The 20,959-nt window shown below is 40.7% G+C and carries 25 protein-coding genes; 1 reads left to right on the top strand and 24 read right to left on the bottom strand.

Annotation, left to right across the window (positions count from 1 at the left end; genetic code table 11):
- Position 1: 1 nt before the first annotated feature.
- The 22 genes from IFU39_RS08635 to IFU39_RS08740 all read right to left on the bottom strand — a co-directional run bounded on the left by IFU39_RS08635 (position 2) and on the right by IFU39_RS08740 (position 17,872).
- Positions 2–1,048 carry a phosphotransferase gene (locus tag IFU39_RS08635; RefSeq protein WP_192132231.1) on the bottom strand — a complete coding sequence of 349 codons (1,047 nt, stop codon included), beginning with the start codon at positions 1,046–1,048 and terminating at the stop codon, positions 2–4.
- Between the two features lie 115 nt (positions 1,049–1,163).
- On the bottom strand, positions 1,164–1,739 hold the full coding sequence (locus IFU39_RS08640; RefSeq protein ID WP_192132234.1) for a dihydrofolate reductase family protein: 576 nt from the start codon (positions 1,737–1,739) through the stop codon (positions 1,164–1,166).
- 217 nt (positions 1,740–1,956) lie between these two features.
- On the bottom strand, positions 1,957–2,757 hold the full coding sequence (locus IFU39_RS08645) for an inositol monophosphatase family protein (RefSeq protein ID WP_192132236.1): 801 nt from the start codon (positions 2,755–2,757) through the stop codon (positions 1,957–1,959).
- Positions 2,758–2,893: 136 nt separating this feature from the next.
- Positions 2,894–3,526, bottom strand: a complete 633-nt coding sequence (locus tag IFU39_RS08650) for a hypothetical protein (protein WP_192132238.1) — start codon at positions 3,524–3,526, stop codon at positions 2,894–2,896.
- A 190-nt stretch (positions 3,527–3,716) separates the two neighbouring features.
- Entirely contained in the window at positions 3,717–4,181 is a 465-nt protein-coding gene (locus IFU39_RS08655) for a VOC family protein (RefSeq protein WP_192132239.1), read from the bottom strand.
- Between the two features lie 37 nt (positions 4,182–4,218).
- The gene (locus tag IFU39_RS08660; protein WP_192132241.1) at positions 4,219–4,977 is read right to left on the bottom strand and encodes a nucleotidyltransferase; all 759 of its coding nucleotides are present in this window, start codon (positions 4,975–4,977) and stop codon (positions 4,219–4,221) included.
- 200 nt (positions 4,978–5,177) lie between these two features.
- On the bottom strand, positions 5,178–6,014 hold the full coding sequence (locus IFU39_RS08665; protein ID WP_192132243.1) for a Cof-type HAD-IIB family hydrolase: 837 nt from the start codon (positions 6,012–6,014) through the stop codon (positions 5,178–5,180).
- Between the two features lie 157 nt (positions 6,015–6,171).
- The gene (locus tag IFU39_RS08670; RefSeq protein WP_192132245.1) at positions 6,172–6,798 is read right to left on the bottom strand and encodes a Type 1 glutamine amidotransferase-like domain-containing protein; all 627 of its coding nucleotides are present in this window, start codon (positions 6,796–6,798) and stop codon (positions 6,172–6,174) included.
- 284 nt (positions 6,799–7,082) lie between these two features.
- Positions 7,083–7,637, bottom strand: a complete 555-nt coding sequence (locus tag IFU39_RS08675; RefSeq protein ID WP_179198553.1) for a hypothetical protein — start codon at positions 7,635–7,637, stop codon at positions 7,083–7,085.
- A 386-nt stretch (positions 7,638–8,023) separates the two neighbouring features.
- A complete protein-coding gene (locus IFU39_RS08680) occupies positions 8,024–8,221 on the bottom strand; it encodes a hypothetical protein (protein ID WP_192132248.1) in 198 nt (65 codons plus the stop codon).
- Between the two features lie 93 nt (positions 8,222–8,314).
- Entirely contained in the window at positions 8,315–8,554 is a 240-nt protein-coding gene (locus IFU39_RS08685) for a hypothetical protein (RefSeq protein WP_192132250.1), read from the bottom strand.
- A 194-nt stretch (positions 8,555–8,748) separates the two neighbouring features.
- A complete protein-coding gene (locus IFU39_RS08690) occupies positions 8,749–9,126 on the bottom strand; it encodes a hypothetical protein (RefSeq protein ID WP_192132252.1) in 378 nt (125 codons plus the stop codon).
- Between the two features lie 473 nt (positions 9,127–9,599).
- Positions 9,600–10,040 carry a hypothetical protein gene (locus IFU39_RS08695; RefSeq protein ID WP_192132254.1) on the bottom strand — a complete coding sequence of 147 codons (441 nt, stop codon included), beginning with the start codon at positions 10,038–10,040 and terminating at the stop codon, positions 9,600–9,602.
- Positions 10,041–10,502: 462 nt separating this feature from the next.
- Entirely contained in the window at positions 10,503–11,225 is a 723-nt protein-coding gene (locus IFU39_RS08700) for an alpha/beta hydrolase family protein (RefSeq protein WP_192132256.1), read from the bottom strand.
- 176 nt (positions 11,226–11,401) lie between these two features.
- Entirely contained in the window at positions 11,402–11,911 is a 510-nt protein-coding gene (locus IFU39_RS08705) for a GNAT family N-acetyltransferase (protein ID WP_192132259.1), read from the bottom strand.
- A gap of 264 nt (positions 11,912–12,175) precedes the next feature.
- Positions 12,176–12,679, bottom strand: coding sequence for an NUDIX domain-containing protein (locus IFU39_RS08710; RefSeq protein WP_105598251.1), 504 nt, complete (start codon positions 12,677–12,679; stop codon positions 12,176–12,178).
- Between the two features lie 302 nt (positions 12,680–12,981).
- Positions 12,982–14,079, bottom strand: coding sequence for a Gfo/Idh/MocA family protein (locus IFU39_RS08715; RefSeq protein ID WP_192132260.1), 1,098 nt, complete (start codon positions 14,077–14,079; stop codon positions 12,982–12,984).
- Between the two features lie 62 nt (positions 14,080–14,141).
- Entirely contained in the window at positions 14,142–15,314 is a 1,173-nt protein-coding gene (locus tag IFU39_RS08720) for a Gfo/Idh/MocA family protein (protein WP_192132262.1), read from the bottom strand.
- Positions 15,311–16,225 carry a sugar phosphate isomerase/epimerase family protein gene (locus IFU39_RS08725; RefSeq protein WP_192132546.1) on the bottom strand — a complete coding sequence of 305 codons (915 nt, stop codon included), beginning with the start codon at positions 16,223–16,225 and terminating at the stop codon, positions 15,311–15,313. The genes IFU39_RS08720 and IFU39_RS08725 overlap by 4 nt, the downstream gene beginning before the upstream one ends.
- Positions 16,226–16,480: 255 nt before the next feature.
- Positions 16,481–16,981, bottom strand: coding sequence for a metallophosphoesterase family protein (locus IFU39_RS08730; RefSeq protein ID WP_124114130.1), 501 nt, complete (start codon positions 16,979–16,981; stop codon positions 16,481–16,483).
- Positions 16,982–17,017: 36 nt separating this feature from the next.
- A complete protein-coding gene (locus tag IFU39_RS08735; protein ID WP_149846528.1) occupies positions 17,018–17,452 on the bottom strand; it encodes an Rrf2 family transcriptional regulator in 435 nt (144 codons plus the stop codon).
- 42 nt (positions 17,453–17,494) lie between these two features.
- Positions 17,495–17,872, bottom strand: a complete 378-nt coding sequence (locus IFU39_RS08740) for a DivIVA domain-containing protein (protein WP_017689054.1) — start codon at positions 17,870–17,872, stop codon at positions 17,495–17,497.
- A 199-nt stretch (positions 17,873–18,071) separates the two neighbouring features.
- Between IFU39_RS08740 and IFU39_RS08745 the strand changes: the two genes are divergently transcribed.
- On the top strand, positions 18,072–18,638 hold the full coding sequence (locus tag IFU39_RS08745) for a TraR/DksA C4-type zinc finger protein (protein WP_091017177.1): 567 nt from the start codon (positions 18,072–18,074) through the stop codon (positions 18,636–18,638).
- A 192-nt stretch (positions 18,639–18,830) separates the two neighbouring features.
- On the opposite strand, the gene IFU39_RS08750 is transcribed toward IFU39_RS08745, so the two are convergent.
- Together IFU39_RS08750 and IFU39_RS08755 are read right to left on the bottom strand one after the other, a co-directional pair.
- On the bottom strand, positions 18,831–19,523 hold the full coding sequence (locus tag IFU39_RS08750) for an ArsR/SmtB family transcription factor (RefSeq protein ID WP_091017179.1): 693 nt from the start codon (positions 19,521–19,523) through the stop codon (positions 18,831–18,833).
- Between the two features lie 135 nt (positions 19,524–19,658).
- On the bottom strand, positions 19,659–20,948 hold the full coding sequence (locus IFU39_RS08755; protein ID WP_192132264.1) for an MFS transporter: 1,290 nt from the start codon (positions 20,946–20,948) through the stop codon (positions 19,659–19,661).
- Positions 20,949–20,959: the final 11 nt, after the last annotated feature.

Consider the following 20,959-nt stretch of genomic DNA (forward strand, 5'->3'; position numbering starts at 1 on the left):
ATTATTTAAAGATAGTTGTGAATATCTCTTCGAGATTTTCCCACTCATTCCCTATCCAAATCATTTCTTCGATAAACCGACTCATAGCTTTATCTTGACTAAACTTTTCATGTACCCACTTAAACTCTTTGTACCAAGTTAATTTAATCGATAGTACCAACTGTTCAATCGTAAGATTAGTATGAATTCTATAACCATCAATATATGCCCTAGTTGACTCAACATTTAATTTCCCGTCATCTAAAAGTGCACTTGAGAGTATCGCGCGGGAAATGTCGAAATCTGAATATACGTAGTGTAGTCTATCAAAATCTAAAATATCTTCTAGCCTATCTTCGTAAAATAATAAATTGTCGACATGCATATCCCAATGCGCCCAACCTTTAGCACACTCATTAAATATATCCAAATCTAATTTTTCAAGAATAATTCTTTGTTTCTGTACCGCTTCTATGTATCTTTTATTAGTCACTTTTTTCATTTCATTTAGATTGGTTTGTATCTTTTCAAACATCTTTGCCTTTGAAGGCAACTCCCATTGTAAGGATGGTAATTTTGGCATATGTATATTCATCCACATATGCATACGACCAGTAGCTTCACCAAGACTATACATCTGAAGGCTGTTTAATTGCCCTGCTTCTATTAAATTTCCAGTACTAACACCAGAAATCATATAGTCCTCCCCGGATGATGTGGTATGAATATACTCACTGTTGAAACTATATATTGGCTGACAAGGAATCCCATCAAGATGCATAAGATGTTGATACTTTAGTGCTTCTTTAACCCCATCTAATCCGCGTCGATACCTTATCTTGCAATATTGTTTAACAAAGATGGGCCCAATCTCAGTTGTCATAATCCACTTTAAATTACCATAACCCAGATAGTTTGGTTCAACTGCATGTACAATCCATCCATATTTTGTTTCGATATCTTTCATAATATCGTTTTGTACGGATTCAGTATACATACTACTCATCACTTCACCATCTTTCAGATATTTTTTTTTTGCCTTGATTCCAGATAACGTTGTTGTATTCATGCACTCGAGAGACTACTTAAAGGTAGTATCAACCACCGGGTCTAAGACTTATCCTAGTAGGAGGTGTCTGCCCGTTAGTAAGTCCCGTTGGGTGATGCAACTACTTTACGAGGAGTCATCTAACCACCTGATAGCAGAGACCAATAGCTCCCGACTTGAAAGTTTTATTTTCAATAAGTTTAAGATTGGTCTTCTCTTGTAGTCCTTGAAACAATGGCAAACCGCTACCGATCAGGGCAGGAGAAACTGTGATTTTGTACTCATCGATTAGATCAAGACCCATCACATGGTGTGCAAACCTTGGACTGCCTAGGATTACCATATCCTTGCCTGGCTGCTGTTTGAGGTTCCTAATCTCTTCCTCGACATCTTCTTTCACCAGTCTGGAATTGTTCCATTCCACTTTCTCCAGCGTTGTGGAAAATATGATTTTGGCTGTCTTTTCGATCCACTCGGCATGATTCCGTTCATACGGTGAAGCTGATGGGTCTGAAGACACAGATGGCCAGTAATTATACATCATCTGATAAGTTCCACGTCCCCAAAGGACAGTGTCGGCAGTACTCAAAACTTCTTGTGCGTGTTTCTCCAAATCAGCATCGTAGGAAACCCAGCCAATGTCCATTTCACCGTTCGGCCCTTCTACAAACCCATCAAGTGAAGCGTGCAGAAATAAAACGAGTTTTCTCATTTTCAGATCTCCTTTATTAATATGATGTAATGTATTGAATACAAGATATTCATCTAACGTTCCTATATTCACGACCCGAGCCGACCTTAGATAGCTCTTATCTTAGGTCGGCTCGGATGTCATCAGAAATATTCCTATAATTATACATCGGAATGATCAAGGAGCGTAAGCCCCGATACATGGATATAATATTAGATGAAGTCAGTTGCTTGTAACATTAACTCAATCCTTCTCTTACAATTTTCAACAATTCCTCTTTATGGTTCGGGTGACATGCAATTAAATAAGGTTCTTCTTTCATTCCATTAAACTTATTTCCTTCAAAATCTATAACAAGTCCCCCCGCTTCCTTCACCATTAAGATACCTGAATACAAGTCATCACCTTCAGAATTGTACAGAACAATTCCATCAATATCTCCTTTGGCCAACATACACCATTGAAGCGTTGGAGCCCATAATCTTAACATTCGTTTAAATCTAATATCAATGTATTGTCTTAGTTTTACTGCTTGTGGGTCGTTTTGTACTCTGTGACCTTGAATCCAACCTATATTTCCTTTGAAAATATTCGGGTTACTCTTCATTTGTATTTGTCGATTATTACAGCTTGCCCCTTCACCAATAACAGATACAAATAAACGTTCTGTTAGAGGTTCATAGACCACTCCAAGAACAGGCTCTCTTTTGTACATTAAGGTAATTGATATCGAAAAAACAGGTAAACCAATTGCAAAATTATTAGTTCCATCTAAAGGATCAATTAACCATAACCAATCGTGCTTAGTTCCGATAAGCCCTGCCTCTTCACTGTGTATCTGATGATTTGGAAATACGTCTTGTATTTGTTTGATGATGATTTCTTCACAGATATGATCTACTTCAGTAACTACATCCCCAAATTCATCTTTAGATCTCAGTTCAACAAAGTTATCAAACTTTTCTTTAGAGATTAGACCTGCTTCGCGAATAATTCTTATCGCAATCTCTTTTGCGGTTTGAATAATCTTACGATCCATTACGCACCTCATATTGATTTTGATTTTAACTGATTTCATCTAACATTTTGTGTTCACGACGACTGGCTGGATACATTCTTCTGTTTATAGTTTCTACCCGACCATGGAGCACTAGCGACGATGCTTAAACATTTGGTTAGGCAATGTCGTGGCCCTCCATGATTACCCTTACATACTCATCCCAATCCTTACCGTCTGTATTGATTTCGATTGTTGGCACTCTTGAGATTTGAGCTTGATGTCTTAATACATTTTGGACTTTTAATAATTCATTTACCGACGATCTTACTTCTTCTTCTGTTTTATAGATCCATTCTTCGGATTGTCTGCTTTTGATTCTTTCTTCTACGACTTCGGGCGAGATTGTAAGCAAAATACACCTGGCGTTTAAAGACTCAAGCTGTTCTTCTATTTTATTTATCTCATCCAAATCCGAATCTGCAAATGCAGCTCTATGATTTAAGTGAAACCTCTCCAGAACATAAAATAGTCCCCTAGATCCTCTAGATGCAGGACCAAGTTGAATTGCCCAATCGTTAAGTTTCTTTAGCATTTCAACCCGCTCTTTAAGTAACTCAATGTGTTCTTCTCGCGTTAGACTCACATATTCTCCATATTTATTATTCAAAATTTGAGAATAATGTTCTCCAAGAATAACTACGCTCCGTTCTGAGGATTCTTCTTGTGATTGATAACGTTTAATCGCTTTTAATACTGAAGTCTTCCCGGCATTTGAGTACCCCTCAAGAATTACTCCTCTAATATGCATTCAATTCTCCTCTCACTAACCATTATTTTACCTAACGTTCCTGTAATCATAACGTTCAACATTAGTTTAAAGGGTTCGGTGAAGCGCTTCCACAAAATATGCTAGCAGACCAAGGCTCCGTGAGGAGCCGCTGCTTGAATATTATGTTAGCTGATGTTGTTACTTTTTTTAAAATCCCCCGATAGGTTCTTTAGTTTTTTGCTTTCAAAAGGTCTTCCCATTCTTCGATTGATAATTTATCGGATATATTTTTAAAGTTTTCAGGTACACTTACAAAACACATTAATTCTAAACTATTTCCATCTGGATCATTGAAGTAGACCGAAGCATTTCCCTGATTAGGCCTAACAAAAGGATCTATTGAAACTCTCTTCCCAAATGGAACTGGCTCTATTTCAATTGATTGAAGCCATTTCACACTGTCTCGAAGATCTTCATAACTCACTCGAAATGCTATATGCCTTAATGATGGATGATAAGAAGTGAGATACTCTTCACCTTGCCATAGACCGACCCAACTCTTTTCTTTTTCAATCCAGAAGAAAGCTGTATCTTCATCTCTCCAGGCCAGCTCTAATCCTAATTTAGAATAAAATTCAATTGATTGATGTAAGTTACTCACTGGTAAATGCGCTTCATACAACCCAAGTATCATTCTTTCTCCTTTCCGTCCAGAAGGCTTAGGGGTTGGATTAATTTCTGGAGGCAGCCATTTTATTTAAGGCGTTCTCAAAATAGCTATATACTTCATCTGCGATTTCCAGAAACTCTTCAACAGATACATCGCTATCCAAGTAACAAGCATAAAGATACTCAACTAAAGCGGAGTCAATATCGCAATAGTTTAATATAGCATTCTTCATCTTAATGATTTCGTCTTCCCATACCCCTGTATCTTCTAAAACCAAAGAGTATAATGCACGAATTAATCTCTTAGAGTAACCTTTAATATATCTAGTTTTCATTGCGTGATCACTAACATTAGAAAGTGAACGATGTACACGATCTACTTCCTCCTTGGTATCTGTATTTAAGTCTAAAATGAATTCTGGAGAAATTATGATCGGGGGTACTTTTTCACCAATATCCTCCCCATGTATACAAACACAAATGATCTTAATCCAAAAACCCCAATCGTTCGGTCTACTTAATACATCATCAATCGAGCAAATGATCGTATCCATCTTAGTGACGAATGGATATTCTTCCAAAAGCCTGTCTTTAATCATTGACAATCTTTCGTAATCAATATCTTCGGGATTTGCACATACAATAGTAAAGTCTGAATCTGACTTAAAAGGTTTAGCCGTTCCTTTGGGAATCGAGCCACACATATAAATGCTATGAATCTTATCTTTGAATTCGTAAAGTATACGATCCACATACTTATCAACCAAATCCTTATATTCACTTTGTATTGCAATTCTATTTATAACTTTTTCTAATATCATATAGACTCCTCCTAAAATAAGAACTTCATTCGGCTAACGTTTTTGTATTCCTGACGTTCAAGCAGCTTACCGTAGGGAACGGGCAATAGACTTAGTTGATTGAATGTGTCGCCTTAATCCACTTCTCCGATATCCTTCTTGGCGACCGAGGAGCAAGTGCGACGGTGTATGAATGTACTGTGAGATAAAGTAACCTTAAGTTACCCACAAAATCTTTCTAGACTTACAGCAACACCGTTTTCATCATTATTAACGGTTATTTCATCAGCGATTTCCTTCAATTCCCTAATCGCATTTCCCATAGCAATAGAATATCCCGCCATCTTAAAGAGGCCTACATCATTATGATCATCACCAAATACAATAACGGAATCCAATTCTGCATTATACAATTCACAGAGTTTAGTAATTGCCATTTCCTTAGATGCCATAAGAGGCATGATTTGTACTAATTTATTATTATCCGTAATTAGTATATTCACTCTACCCTCGAATTTTTCAAACAATCCAGAATTGTGATTATTGCCAGTCAGAAGTATCTTCGTAGCATCATATTGCTTTAATTCTTTTAAGGGTTTTACTATGGGGTTTGATTGTGTGTCCATTGAGCCAATATAATCAAGCTCTCTTAAACTAAACCACTCATCCTTCACTTCCATAGTCAGCTCAATTTGAGGGTCACACTTCAAACAGTAATCAAGAATTTCTGTAGTTACATTAGCAGGGATTGTTTCATTAATTTCTATCTTGGTTTCCTTACATATCACTTGAGCTCCGTTGTAATATACAAAAGCCCCGATATCTACTAATCCTTGTGGAAGCAACCAATTTACCGCCCTAGGCGGTCGAGCTGTTGCAAATATTATTCTCATTCCTTTCTGATAACAAGATAAGACCGCATCTACGTTTCTTTTAGATACTTCTTTCTTTGAATTTAATAATGTTCCGTCCAAGTCAAGAACTACAGTTGAATACTTCAATGAATCAACTCCCAATATAAACTTCTTCGTTATTTTATCTAACGTTGTTGTATTCACGACCCGTGAGGCTTAAAGGAGCGACTAAGTCGAAGAGTTAGCCTCACAGGAGTTGTGTCTGCTGGACGCTACTTCCTCGAAATCCCACTGGGAGCCCAAGGGGCGTAGTACAGCAGCGTGAATACAGTGTTAGCAAGATTTCAGGGAATTCTTCGATTCAATGTGCTTGGTTTATTAAGATTGAAATATATTCTTCATCTTTAAGCCTTGTCACCTTACAGTTCTCATTGGATTCAAATTCTATTATTCTCTCTTCAATTGTTTTATTAGTACTATCTTTAAATATGTCCTCTCGATCATAGTGAGGAAAAATAAGCTTGTCGGTTACACCTAATGCTTTAAAATCCGATAAATTCATTGTGTTCATCTGTGGAGTAAAGAAATCCACAATGTTAATATTCGGGCCCAGTAATAAAGTTCCAGCACTTACACCAACTATAATTACATTCTGTGCAGCCAGTGTTTTAATAACTTCATCAGCACCACTTTTCTTCGCGTAATACAATAATGTAAATGGATTTCCACCATTGATATATATAACATTTCTATGTAAGAGAATTTGCGGGTCATCAAATTCAATATCTACAAAATTGATATGTTGAAATCCCATGTCCTTAAACTCTTGCATTGCTCTTTGTGCATATCTATTAGTTTCTTTTCTAGGGGATGCTGTTGTAATAATTGAGACTTTTAATTGAGAAATATCTCCATCAATAAAATCCAGAAATTGATTTTTAATATCTTCAGTATAAAAACCACAAGAGGTTAGTAACAAGCTACTCATTGAAATCCCCGTCCTTAAATAATAATTTTTCTAGTCTTTGTAATTTAATTAAGGCATCCCTTGGTTTCTGCTAATGTTCCTGTATTCAGGACTCGGCGTATGCTGAGTGTCCGGCAAATGCCGGACAAAGGACGAATGTCCGCAGCATGAATATTATGGTAGGTGATGTTGGGAGCTTCTTTGAGTTCTCATTTAAAATCATCCTTATGTCCCTATCCTAATGCCTTTCCATAGCACCTTCTTGAAGTAATCCAATTCATAAATATTTTGGATTTTATGTTCAGTCATTTAAGCTTGAAAGTAAGTTTTCCTTTATAGGTATCAAAGCTAACTGTCCCTCTCGTCCATTTTGGAGCAGAGAAATCAAAAATATCTTCTTGGGAAAGATATAAGTCATGTGGCTCTTCTATCACAACTTCCTTAGTCGTTAACTCAGTTAAGAATAAACCCCAAAACTTCGTTTGGTAGACACGATACTGTGTAATGCCTTGATCCAGCAGATTAGCTCGATGTTCAACTATAACTTCACTATAATGCCCAGGGCCAGGGATATGCAGATGTTCGTAGCTGTATGGATCAAATACTGGAGCAAATGAATACTTAATCAAAAGAAGAGAAGAAAAAATAATCAAAACAACAAAAAGAATTAGCTTTCTTCCTTTACTTTTATAGCCTAACCAAAAAAATAAAATGATGTGTAGTATGATAGGCATTACAAAGTTACTTTTTTTGAATATAGTAATATCATAATTGATGATAAATGAAAATAACCAAATTATATCTATAATCACTATTATTAAGATAAATTTCTTTCGAAGTTTCAGGAGGGAATTGTTCATGTTTATATATTCCTTTCGCTTCAGTGCTTTAATGAAGCCATTTCTGATTGTTACAAGGTAACCTGGAGGAAATGGGTCGACATCATACAAAAACTTGTTTGTTTTGAAGAAAAGTTTAGACATTTTGGAACTCGAACCAACCAAACGATCTCCTTAACTGATCTATATCACTTTTATTTCCATTCAGGTGTTGTTATCTATTCCTTCGATTTGATAAAGTTTTTAGCATTCTGCTGAATTTCACCTTACGTTCCTGTATTCACGACTCGACACATGTCGAGTGTACGGCGGATGCCAGGCCAAGGGCTGACGCCAGTAGCGTGAATGTTATGTTATGGATCAGTCGTCTTCGAATCTGCCTTCACCCCTAAGACTTTATTCTAATTCTATCTAAATACTTCTACTCTTTGAGTCCTGAAATCATTAAAAGCATCAGTATGTTGCTGATTAAATAAATCAGGCATTTCATCAGGATTGAAGAATTGAAGTTCTATACTTTCTTCATTACTACTAATCAGTTGTCCGTTAGAAATGCATCCCTGATAAAAAAAGAAATCGTTTGTGCCTTTTGTAAACAAGTCCACTTAATCCCATTTTCCATCTGATTTGAATTTGATAGGTTTTAGCGATTTACAATTAACAATAAACCTTTATTTTCTTTTGTGATTATTATTTCTCTATTTTTTACGGATATCTCTCACTTCATTAATTAACACATCTAATCTTTCAATAATTCTTTTATCATTTTCAAGTTTCTTTTTTAATCTCCCATCTATGATTGCTACTCCCATAACAATAATTATAAGCAGGATCAAAATTAGCACCTTGATCACTTCCCCTCTAGCAACAGAACGTTGCAATTGAATTAACTCTATAATTAGATAATATATACTTTTTCTTTTTACAGTTTTAATCATTTTTCAATCTTACAGATAACGTTCTTGTATTCACGAACCCTCACTGGCTTAAGGGCTACAGCCGGGTCTGACGGACTTAGCCAGTGCAGGGTTGTCCGGCTGCTCCCAATGCCCCTGCCTGACCCAGGGCCGAATGGCACGAGGCGTGAATATATTGTTATACGCAGTAACTTCTTCTGCGAACAAGCTATGAGCTATCTGTTATTTAGCTTTTTTAATAACTCTAACTCCTCTTCCTCAGAAAGTTGTTCTTCCGCTCTTGTTCTCGTCTCATCTATCTTTCGTACTTTTAATCCTCTTTTTATGAGCCATTCTTCACCAGGTTTCATAGTAGTTTCTGGATGTGGATAAACATCTTCACTTATAATTTCTTCATCAATTATGTAAATGTATCCACATAACTTGCCATTATGAAATCTTGCGCCATTCTCATCAAAAGCAACAATAGATGGTTTGTGTGAAAAGATTCTTGCTAACTCTCGATCCTGAGTTATTGTGCTTCCGACTAGTAATTCATTTAGAAATAATGGCGAGCCATGGAACCAAGGCTTACTATAGTCCCATTCTTTCATAATTATCACCTTCATTTAAGTTTTATTATGTTTCTTCTTTTTATTGTTCTTTAGTTTTTCTTCTTGACTTTAGGGTATTGCGTATAGCGTTGCGCATTTCTGACGTCCAAACGGCTTAAGGACCGGAGGTTCGGGTAGCTTTGCCACTTAGCTGGTTGATGTGTCGCCTGATTCCACTTCTCCGAAATCCCTCTTGAAGACCGAGGAGCGTCAGCGACGAAGCAAAAATGCATTGTTATACGCTGCCCCTTCTTCGATTCCACATCCTTATATGTCTTGTGTGTTTTATGTATTTAATATGTCTTTACGTGTTTTATCTTTTGGTTCTATCATTTGCTCCTATCAAATCCGTTTCCGCATAGGAAAGATCCCCTCATTTACTCTCGTACGCCTTCACCATTCGGGACTTAATCCTTGAAATAGAATACATGTTGAACGCACAATCAAAATTTAAGAGAATTGTTGTCCTCCCTTTAATTCGCAATAGACAAATATGTATTAATGACATGCACAATACCAAAAAGTACTGTTGGTATAATAGCCAGATAATTTCGAAGCCAAATCTCAGCTAATATAAAATATACTACCGGGAGAACGGCCATCCCCAAAAAAATAATCGAGTTTGCATTGCCTGTAAAATACAATATCCATAGCCCATAATAAAAAATCAACATTATTGCCATACCAATTATATACGGACATCGCATTTCAGATGCTTGTTTTCTTACAACAAATATCAGAAGAAAGAAAAATATCGCCTGACTTCCGTGCTCCAAAACATCTAAAATAAAATGGCTATTTGCATTGTTTCCTGATATATCTGACGCAGGAATTAGAAAATAAAATATATTTGGTATCATTGGCAATAAAAAGATGATCAGACCCTTCCATGAAAAACCAAAATGATATTTCATTTGATCCTCTCTTTCGCATAATAGAGATATTTTTAGTTTGCACTTTATTATGAATCCGCTTCTCTGGTATTCCTCTTGATGACCAAGGAGCATAACTAACGATGTAGAAATTTATTGTTATATGGTACACCTTCTAATATTCCGTTCATCCTGGTTTCAACTGCTACGCTGTAAATGTATTCTTTCACCTATATTTATTATTTGTTATTAAATGGTTGCATGGTTTAACATTCTTAAGGGGTTGCGTATAACGTTCTCGTATTCACGACGTCCCACCGACTTAAGGCTCCGCCAGGAACAGGCCGCGATGCGATTAGACGGTGCGGATGTGTCCGCTGATTCCGCTTCCCTGAAACTGAATTGCCTCCTCGAATCCTCTTCTCACTTCGTGCCGGACCGCGGGCGAATGCCCGATGCGTGAATATTGTGTTATACGTAGTTACTGCCTTCACTGAATCACTTTCAGATGTCACTTTGTTCTAATAACCAACGCTTAGCCTCTTCTAACATACTTAGAGTAATATGATGATTAACCCTAGAGTACTCAACGAATTTTACTGAATTTAATAGATTCTCTTCCCTAATTATATGCATGAAGTATCTCTGGCTCATTATTGATATTGTGGTATCTTCTGCTCCATGTAAAATCAGCATTGATCTACCCCGCATGTATTCTAGTGAGGACACTGGATCAAACTTCCTGATTCTGTCCCTATCTATTAATCTCCAAGGTTCTCTTCCTTCTAGTTCACATATATGTTCTTCAAATCTCACCCAAGCACAAGAACCGTTTATTACAATTGCAGATTTAATACCTACGTTATTCGCGAAAATACCTCCAGCGATAAACCCGCCTGCGGAATGTCCAATAACCGCAACTATATTATCATTTAATTCAGAAATAATTTGCCGTGCTTCGTCCACAGCCTGAACAACGACACTCCAATAATATTGTTGTAACTCTAATGGATCGAAATAATTAAGTTTCCCTCTGGCTCCATGATGCGGGATCTCAGGAATGATCACCATGTAACCCCAACTAGAAATCAATGATCCAAGGAACACGTAATCATTAATGCTTGAAACCCAGCCATGATACAGAAGAATTACACCTTTGGATTCATTACTAGAATTGATCTGTATACAAGGAATCCCTGCAATGCTGCTTTCAAGAAAATTATTCATATGCTCTCCAATGTGTTTTTATCATTTTATAAATTTGCAGTAATTACGTAAAACGTTCCTGTATTCACGACTCGACGCATGTCGAGTGTCCGGCTTATGCCGGACCAAGGGCAGATGCCCCGCAGCGTGAATATTATGTTATAGGATGTCAGCAGCTTCTACGAGTACCCTAGCATCTATTCTTTCATTTGAAATACTTGAACAGGTCCATTCCAGCTTTCATTGTTTAAAATAACTTCTTCGTACTTCCCACCTGTAAACTCGTTAATTACCTTGTTCCAAAATAGATTTGCTGGCCTATTTTGTGGAGTCTGTCGTATTTCCCATATCCCTTTATAGGTATTAAAAATAAAATGGGCTACTTCTTTTCCATATCCCTTATTTCTGAATTTGCGCATTATAAAAAAATCACTAATTACATTTGTCTGAGTTGCTGTACTTGCTTTTACATACTCTTTAGGAACATCTGTTAAAACAAGTACGAAGCCAGCCAGTTCTCCATTAATTTTTAAGTAAAATGGCTTACGATAGTCATCTGTCCATTGATGATCTAGATACTTGTAAAGATAAACTCCATGATTAGTCAATTCATGTCCATCAAATTCACTTGAGTCATATCTGTAGAACTGGATCAAACTGTTTAAGATCATTTTATCTTCATATGGAACTCTCAAGATCTCTAACATGTTATTTCTCCTCTGTCTGAAATTTCTTATTTATTTTATGTATATGTTTTTCCATTCTGGTTTCATATACACCTTTAGTTTTTTGCTGATTTCCTATAACGTTGTGTATTCACGAACCCTCACTGGCTTAAGCGCGTAAGCGCGGGTCCGACGGACTTAGCCAGTGCAGGGTTGACGCCTGATTCAGCTTCCCCGAAATCTCTCCTGGCGACCGAGGGCGAATGCCCGATGCGTGAATATGGTGTTATGAGATGGTGATGTCTTCTATGGATTACTTTCAAATATTACGCTAGAATATGGTTTTATTACTTGATCCGAAAAATATTCTTTAAAGAATTCATTGGTTGTTCTAGGAAATTTATAATGTTCTAAAGATTCTTCTAGCCTATACACTGTCCTCTTAATTTCATTAATGGGTAACCATTCAATCCCAACCTGTCCAACATCAGCTTGTAGGCTTCTTAATTCATTATTTAGGAATTGATTGTTGCACTCATAAATAAAATCAATAGAATGAACTTCCTTCATTATGAAAGAGTATTCATGATTGCGCGATATGTATTCTCTTACACAAACTAACCTACTACTCGATATTTCAATACCCAGTTCTTCCATACACTCGCGACTTAACGCCTGTTCCAATGTTTCGTTCTCTTCTTGAGCTCCTCCAGGTAGTACATAATAAATACCTATATTTGCTCTCCTTTTCTTTATTAATAAAAGATTGTCTTTCTGAATAATCAATGCTCTTACTGTATTTCGAATCATCTAGAATAATCTCCCTCTATACAATGTCTACATCACTTTCTCATAACATCATATCTACGAACTTCGTAAATACCTCTCTTTTTAACGAATATCGGAACTACATATAATATAACCCAGATTAATCCATCTGCGAAGTCACGAATGTACTCAAAAAAGCAGCCCGAGTAAACTGTACTATATGTTAGCCATAACTAACACGTAGGATGCAGTTTAACATTTGGGCTGCTCTTTCCTCACTCAACTATAGAAGAATTGCCGATAATCTTCCGTGATCAACCTGTGCTCTCCTTCACCTAAAACATTTACTTCGCTCCGCTACTCCACACCACGCGCTCGCTCATCGCTTTATGCTGTGCAATCAGGCAGAGTTCTGCCGCTTTGAATGCATGTTCCTGTGTCATGGCGGTCTCGGTACGATCCAGACAATCGCGAATGAGTTGGCCGAAGAAAGGATAACCGACCTTGCCTTTTACACTGTATCTAAACTCGCCCTCATGGTTTACCAGATAGACTTGATCACCTTCCGGCTCTCTCGCTACATCGATATACTTCCGCAGCTCGATATAACCGTCCGTTCCCAGAATAACGGTACGCCCATCGCCCCATGTGCCCAGACCATCCGGTGTGAACCAGTCCACTCGGAAGTAACCGGAAGCTCCGTTATCCCCGATCAGAGAGGCTTCGCCGAAGTCTTCCAATTCTGGGAACTGCGGGTGATTGAAGTTATGCACACGACTGAACCCTACCTCAGCGTCCGTACATGATGCAAACGTCAGAAATTGTTCGATCTGGTGACTCCCGATATCACAGAGAATGCCGCCATACTGCTCATGCTTGAAGAACCAGTCGGGTCTTCCTCCGGCATTTAAGCGATGCGGGCCTGTACCCATAACTTGCACTACTTTGCCGATTGCTCCCTGTTCAATGAGTTGTCCGGCATAAATCGCACTTTCCACATGCAGTCTTTCACTGTAATACACCATGTACTTTTTGCCTGTTCGCTTCACTTCTTCTCGTGCAAGCTTTAATTGCTCCAGCGTGGTAAACGGGGCTTTGTCTGTAAAATAGTCCTTTCCTGCGGCTAGCACTCTCATGCCAAGCGGCGCACGATCTGAAGTGATCGCTGCACTCGCCACCAATAACACCTCATCATCTGCAAGCACTTCCTCTTCAGATCCAGCGGCTTGAGCCTGTGGGAACTGCTTTTGAAATGCCTCTACCTTCGCCGGGTCCGGATCATATACCCACTTGAGGGTAGCTCCAGCGTCCAACAATCCTCCAACCATGCCGTAAATATGCCCGTGATCCAGCGCAACAGCAGCAATGGTGAATTCACCCTGACCACATACGACCTCTTTTGTAACACTTTTTGGTGCATAAAACATTCCGTCTTTAGCCATGTCATCCCATCCTTATTATAAAATTATGATTACATGAACTCGTCTTATATAACAAATCGTCTTCATTTAAACGTCTGACTCAAATCAGCAGGTTGACTGCCACTGAATGCCTTGTCTTTCTTCGTCGTTGATCCAGCAATGCGTTCCTGCAGATGCTCATAGAACAGATCCTCATCGATCGGCAGATTCACCCAGTTATCCGTCCAGGTAGACAGCAACATCGCATTCGACAATGTTAATCCGTGTATACCATCCTCACCGGGAGCAATAAGTGGTACGCCTGTACGAATCGCATCAACCCAGTTACGAATCAGACCCGGGTGACCCGTTTCCACACCTGTAATCGGAACCTCACACTTCCAGCATTCTGGCTGTCCAAAACCTCCGGTAAACCGCTGATTGAATTCCGGCTCAGATTCTCGAAGTCGCCAGAACGTAAGTTTTCCATCTTCGATCACGATTTTACCTCGGTCTCCGTTAACCTCGAATCGATTGGTACCTGGTGCTTCACCTGTCGTGGTTACGAACACACCTGTTGCGCCATTTTCATACTCCACATAAGCCGTTACATCATCTTCCACTTCAATATTCCGATACTTGCCAAACGAACAGAAAGCACGCATTCGCACCGGCATCATGCCAATGGTCCACTGCCACAGATCCAACTGATGGGGGTCCTGGTTAATCAGTACACCGCCACCTTCCCCTGCCCAAGTTGCCCGCCAGCCGCCGGAATCATAGTAACTCTGGGATCGGTACCAGTTCGTAATAATCCAGTTGGTACGACGTACCTCTCCCAGTTCCCCCGACGCAATCAAGTCTCTCAGTTTAATGTAGAGTGGGTTGGTCCGCTGGTTGTACATCATGGAAAAAACTTTACCGCTGGCTGCGGCCGCTTCATTCATCTTGCGTACCTGTTTCGTATACACACCGGCTGGCTTCTCGATCATGACATGCAAGCCATGCTGGAAAGCCTGAATGGCCTGTTCCGGATGGTCATAATGCGGCGTTGCAATAATGACTGCATCAATCGTGCCCGAAGCCATCATCTGCTCAGCATCCTGCCAATAGGTGACCGTAGCCGGAAGATGACTGGATACCCAGCTCTCCATCTCTCTTCTTACATCACATACGGCGACCAATTCTGCACCCGGTACTTCTCCGGCAACCAATGTTCTGGCATGAGCTGCTCCCATGTTTCCAATACCAATCACCGCTACTCGTACGATACTCATGACTGCTCCTCCTCGTCCACACGACGCTCAATTTCGGCAAAAACGTCTGCAAAATGCTGTAACATCGCCTTGGATTCCAAGGCACCACTAAAGTCCTCAATTCCGTAGTATCCGTCATACCCGACGGCACGAAGATCCCGCACCATCTGTACCCAATCGACCATGCCCTCAGTCAGCGGTGTCCAGTGACATTTCCAGGCTGTGTTCAGATCCACCCCACTGCTCTTCCCAGTCGAATCAGCCTTTTGTGAATCTTTCCCTTCTGCTTCAAACCACCCGGCATTCTTCACATGCACATGAGCCAGGTAAGGGCCTAACAACTCAAGTCCCATCCGATGATTCTCATACCCTTCATGCACCATGTTGCCTGGATCGTACAACACACCCACATGCTGCGGTTCGAACGATTGCACAAGCCGATAGGCAAGCGATGCCGTCGGTGCAATCGTCTGATGATGTGTCTCTACAATCGCCTTGACGTTGTACTGTTTGGCCAGATCTTGTACTTCACTCAGGTAATCAACGGCTTGACGATACAACTCAGGATAACTGGTCTTGCGATCATATCCAGGAACACCCACACGTATCATAGATGTTTCCAACCCAGCCGCAGCCTGAAACGCCTGCTCGGTGGCAGCTAGATCTCCACAGTTCAGATACGGTACAAGTGCAATGGATTTCCGACCTTGCCCTGACGCTGCTTCACGAAAAACAGGAACCTGTTCCTGCCAGCGGCTTGGATCTACCGAGCATCGATTATTTCTCCAGTAAGAAGGCTCCTCGGATATCGCATCTTCAGGAATTCCGCGGAAACGCCACTCTATTCCATCAATCCCCGCTGCTGCCGCAGCCGATGCCAATTCCTCTGCATTCAGATCAGGGGTAGCCACGGTGAATACAGACAGTTTCATCATGATCCATCTCCTTATGTAAACGTATTCATTCCATGTCGTAAAGGCATTGTATCACTCCGGCGAACGTCACCATAGGGGCAAACGCCAACAGATGAATGACAGATAACGAACAGAGCACATTCCCCATTCACAGATAACTTCTCAAGAGAATGATGTGATCAAAAATCAAAAAAAGACATCTCTGGAACAGAATTCAATTCTGTTCAAAGATGTCTTGTACCATAACTATATATAGGATGAAATCATATCTCTCTAATCCCGATCAAAGAACACGTGTTCAGCCTGTATTTTCCCCTGATCTATTGTCATGATGCCGAATGAGTATTGTTTCTGGAAACGCCGATCTGTAGGTGATCCCGGATTAAATACCAGCGTGTTGTCGACGGTATGCATCACCGGGATGTGTGAGTGTCCGTAAATCACAGCATCCACATGCTGGCCTGCAAAGGTATGAATTGCATTCTGCTCCGTACCCTTTGATCCCAGATGACCGTGTACAAGACCCAGACGAAGTCCTTCCACTTCAACAATACGGGAATATCCCAGTTTTTCAGCGATTTCGGACGGGTCCGTATTACCAGCTACACCTTCAACTGGTGCATACTCACTAAGCAATGGGTATACACTCCAATCCGACCAGTCACCAGCGTGAAGAATGAGATCGGCACTCGCAAGTACATCAACGAGCCTGGCAGGTAACTTCTGTGATTTACGTGAACAATGCGTATCGGAAATGACTACAATTTTTTTCATATCACAACCCACCTTTCCGTTACCTCTGATTACAATCTACTCTGACTGCGATGGGACAGCTAACATCTGGGAACTGGAACGTTCCATATCTTCAAGGGTAATGGATGCGAAGAACTGCTCCACCTTGGACTCCGCAACCTGATACAGATTGGTCAGCAAGCTGTCTATATGCAAGCCCACTTCACAATCCGGGTTACAATTGCCGTGAATCGGGAACAATGGACCTTCGTCCTTCGCAGCCTGATAGATCATGTCTAATGTGATTTCACTTGATGGCTTCGCCAAGTAGAAACCTCTTGTTCCAGGAGAAGAGTTCACTAATCCTGCCTTTTTCAGCCCGCCCAGTATACGTCTGACGACGACAGGGTTGGTATTCACGCTACCTGCAATATGTGCAGACGTGATTCGTTCAGGCGCGCTGAGTGACAATAACAACAAACAATGCACACTGACCGAAAAATGAGTACTCATGATTAACCACCTTTATTTAATATAATCCTAGTCTTGCTGATTTTATTCAGAGAACAGATCCTTCTCGGGACGTGCTCTAATCTTGAGCTGTCGCACACTATATTCCAGTTGTTTCACAATATCATCCAGCTGTTTGCGATCAATCTTGGTTGGATCTTCCACCGGTTTCGCGGACGATTTGAGATCTCGGATCGTTAACTGCTGTTCTTGCCATTTGTCCATCAGATCTGCAATATTGGCATAGAAACGTTCGTAATCTTTGATGACTAGGTCAAGATAAGCATCTACCTCATCCGGATCATAACCACGAAGTTTATAATTAAATTGTTTTTCATGTATCGATAACGCATCTAGCTGCACTCCCAATTGTTTAAACAATTGTCTCTGTTTATCCAATCTTCGTTTCATATGTTCATCCATATTGACAACCTCCATTATAAGCCAAGCCGTGTTTCTATTTCCTGTGAAGAACATACGGCATTTTCTCTCTCTATTTTTTATAACACATAATCCGTCAGATATAAAACGATAAAGCCCTATTCCTCACGAAAATGATTGCTTTTCATCCATTTCGGGTAAAGACTCACTACACCCCACAACGGGAAAGGAGCATGTCCTTATGAGTACATTAACTAAAGATCAACATCAAATACTGAAAAATGCCCTTTTGGAGCAACGTGAAAACTTGCAGCGTCATTTTGAATCCAGCATGGAAGACGGTGCTCCGGCCCAGTCGCTGAAAGATTCAACCGGTGAGCTGTCCTCCTACGATAATCATCCGGCAGATGCCGGTACGGAAACATTTGAACGCAGCCGTGATCTGGCGATCGACGATACATTAACAGACGAATTCAATCAAGTGAACGACGCATTGGAACGTATGGAGCAAGGTACATATGGGACCTGTGTAACGTGCGGCGAAGATATTCCCTTCGAACGACTTGAAGCTATCCCCTATACGGCTTACTGTATTGACGACACACCTAACCGGGAAATCAGCAACGATCGGCCCGTTGAAGAAGAAGTGATGACCATGCCTCCGAGTGGTGCTGGGGAAGGAAGACAGCAGCGGGCCGGCAAGTTCGACAACGCAGATGCATGGGAAGCTGTCGAAGAATATGGCACATCTAATTCCCCCGCAACCGCAGCCAAACGTGATGTGAAGGGCTACGATGAGAACATGTAACTTCGTTATGAACTGAAACGGTAGGCGTCAAAATTGAATTGGATTCCATAGGCTGCTCCACCATTAGCCTTCCTTATCACGCATTAAAAAGCCGCCATTGGGCGGCTTTTTCTAGTTTTCTCCTAAGCAGTCTCTCACGTTTGCGGTTACTTGGCTTCCAGTGATAAGGCTGAACCCATGTATTCCATCCGTTTATTCTTCCGACTCACGACCAGATGATGCAGATCCCTGCCGCTTCGACACAGATCGAGAGGTTTTCGGAGTTGATTTGCCCTTATCAGACGTAGCTTTCTTTTTCTCTTTTGCATCTGTCTTGGAAGCAGGTATTTTCACTATAGGTTTAGAAAGTGCTGAAAATAACTGAAAGACCTCATGTTCCCCTTGTCGATTCTCTTTTGTTGTATAGGGTTCACAGAGTTTTATGATGTTTTTATACAACTCCTCTACTTCGTCTCGGGTGGCATACAGCGTAATGTCCGAGAGAAACATTCGGTCTTCGTTTTCCGCCTGATGCATGAATCGCTGACGACTCTGTTCGAACATCTCATTTAATAATTTGAGCGTCTCGGACCGAAACACCTGTTTCAATGGTGAGTTTTCCTTGTCTTCATCTTCATGACGGAGATGGATCTCTCCGGTGAATGGTTCATAATATTTTGCGATAATCCCATTAATCTCACGTGTGGAAACGATCGTCAGCAGACCAATTTTCTCCAGCTTTTTTACATGATAGTGAACTTTGGCTGGCACCTCACCCATCTGGTCGGCGATCTCTTTGACAGTGGATGGTCTGCCCTGCTTGTTAAACATATTCATAATCTGTATCCGATAAGGATCGGAGTAGATTTTAATTTCTTCAATTGTTGAAAGAACCTTGTGCGCCATCCCTGTATCCTCATTTCCGGGGTACCTGTTGTCCATCGATATCTCTATTATACCGCTGCGTCAGGACTTCGGTCAAAGTAAGCTGGCGATGACATGTTATCAAAAAATCAGATCATGTTTCTTTCTAAATATCCTTCACATCGCACTCCGAAAGCTTTTGCTAAATAACAGCATACCTGCGGACATGGCAAGCATAATCCCAAAGACGATAAAAAGAACAGGCATGGTCATCCAATCTGCAAGTGCTCCCGAAACCAGACTCCCAAGTGGTGCAACACTCAAGACGAGCATACTCTGAAGGGCATACACTCTGCCCAGCATCTCCGAAGGGGTAACTTCCATAAGATAGGTTGCCAGCGGTGTTGTAGCCAGCGGAATCCCCATACCCATCAGTAGACAAAAGGCCGCTGCAACCGGCAGTTGGAAGGAAGTCATATAAGCGGGTAGTGCCGTCATCGCATAACTGAGACCCAACATGACAATACCGCTGATGACCAGCATACTTTTACGATAATTCGCTCCCCTTTGTGTCAACCATACACCGCTAAGCAACATACCTCCCACCATCAGCCCACTCAGCAGACTTAATCCCCCAGCGCCAGCATGCAACGTTTCAATGACATAGGGTGTACGGAGAACATTAAACGGCATCAGGCAGAAATTAACGAAGGCAAACAGGATGGAGACAATTAACAATAAGGCATGTTTACGGAGAAAATGAAAAGCTTCCGCCATTTCGGAGAATATGCTACTTTTGTCGGATGGAAGAGAATCTATTTCCATTGTTGTTTTATCTTCATTGTTAGCAGATGTTGAACCTTCAGGATAGCCCACTCGGCTCATAATTAAAGCACTTAGCGCAAACAACCCCGCATCAATCAGGATCGTCCAGGCAATGCCTATTGTAGCAATAAGGGCACCAGCCACTGCAAGTCCTGCGAGTTCGGCCACTCTGGTTGCGGAAGAGGACATCGCATTACCCGAAAGCAGCATCGATGGGGGAAGCAATCGGGGGACACTTGATACTTCCGCAGGACTAGTGAAGCATTCCAGCAAAGAATTCAGAATTGTCATGACAAACAGATGCCAGACTTCAAGTTGGCCCAATCCAAACAGCAGAGCTGTAATACCCACCAACAACCCGCGCCCCGTATTCGTAATCACAATCACTTTTTTGGGAGACATGCGATCAACCAAAGCCCCGGCGAACAGACCCAGAAGGATATTGGGCAAAAAATTCACCGCCAGCAACGTACCCATCAACACTTTCGAACCGGTTAGAATGTATACCATCCAACTGTAGGCAATCGAGTCAATCGAATCACCAAATCTGGATACCACTTTACTAAGCATAAATTGCATGTACGGTCTGATTCGTATTAACTCACCCATACCTTGCTTGCCAACTGCTGTGTTATCGTTCATGAATTCCACTC

The sequence above is a fragment of the Paenibacillus sp. CFBP 13594 genome (genome assembly GCF_014842675.1).
Lineage (GTDB): Bacteria > Bacillota > Bacilli > Paenibacillales > Paenibacillaceae > Paenibacillus > Paenibacillus amylolyticus_B.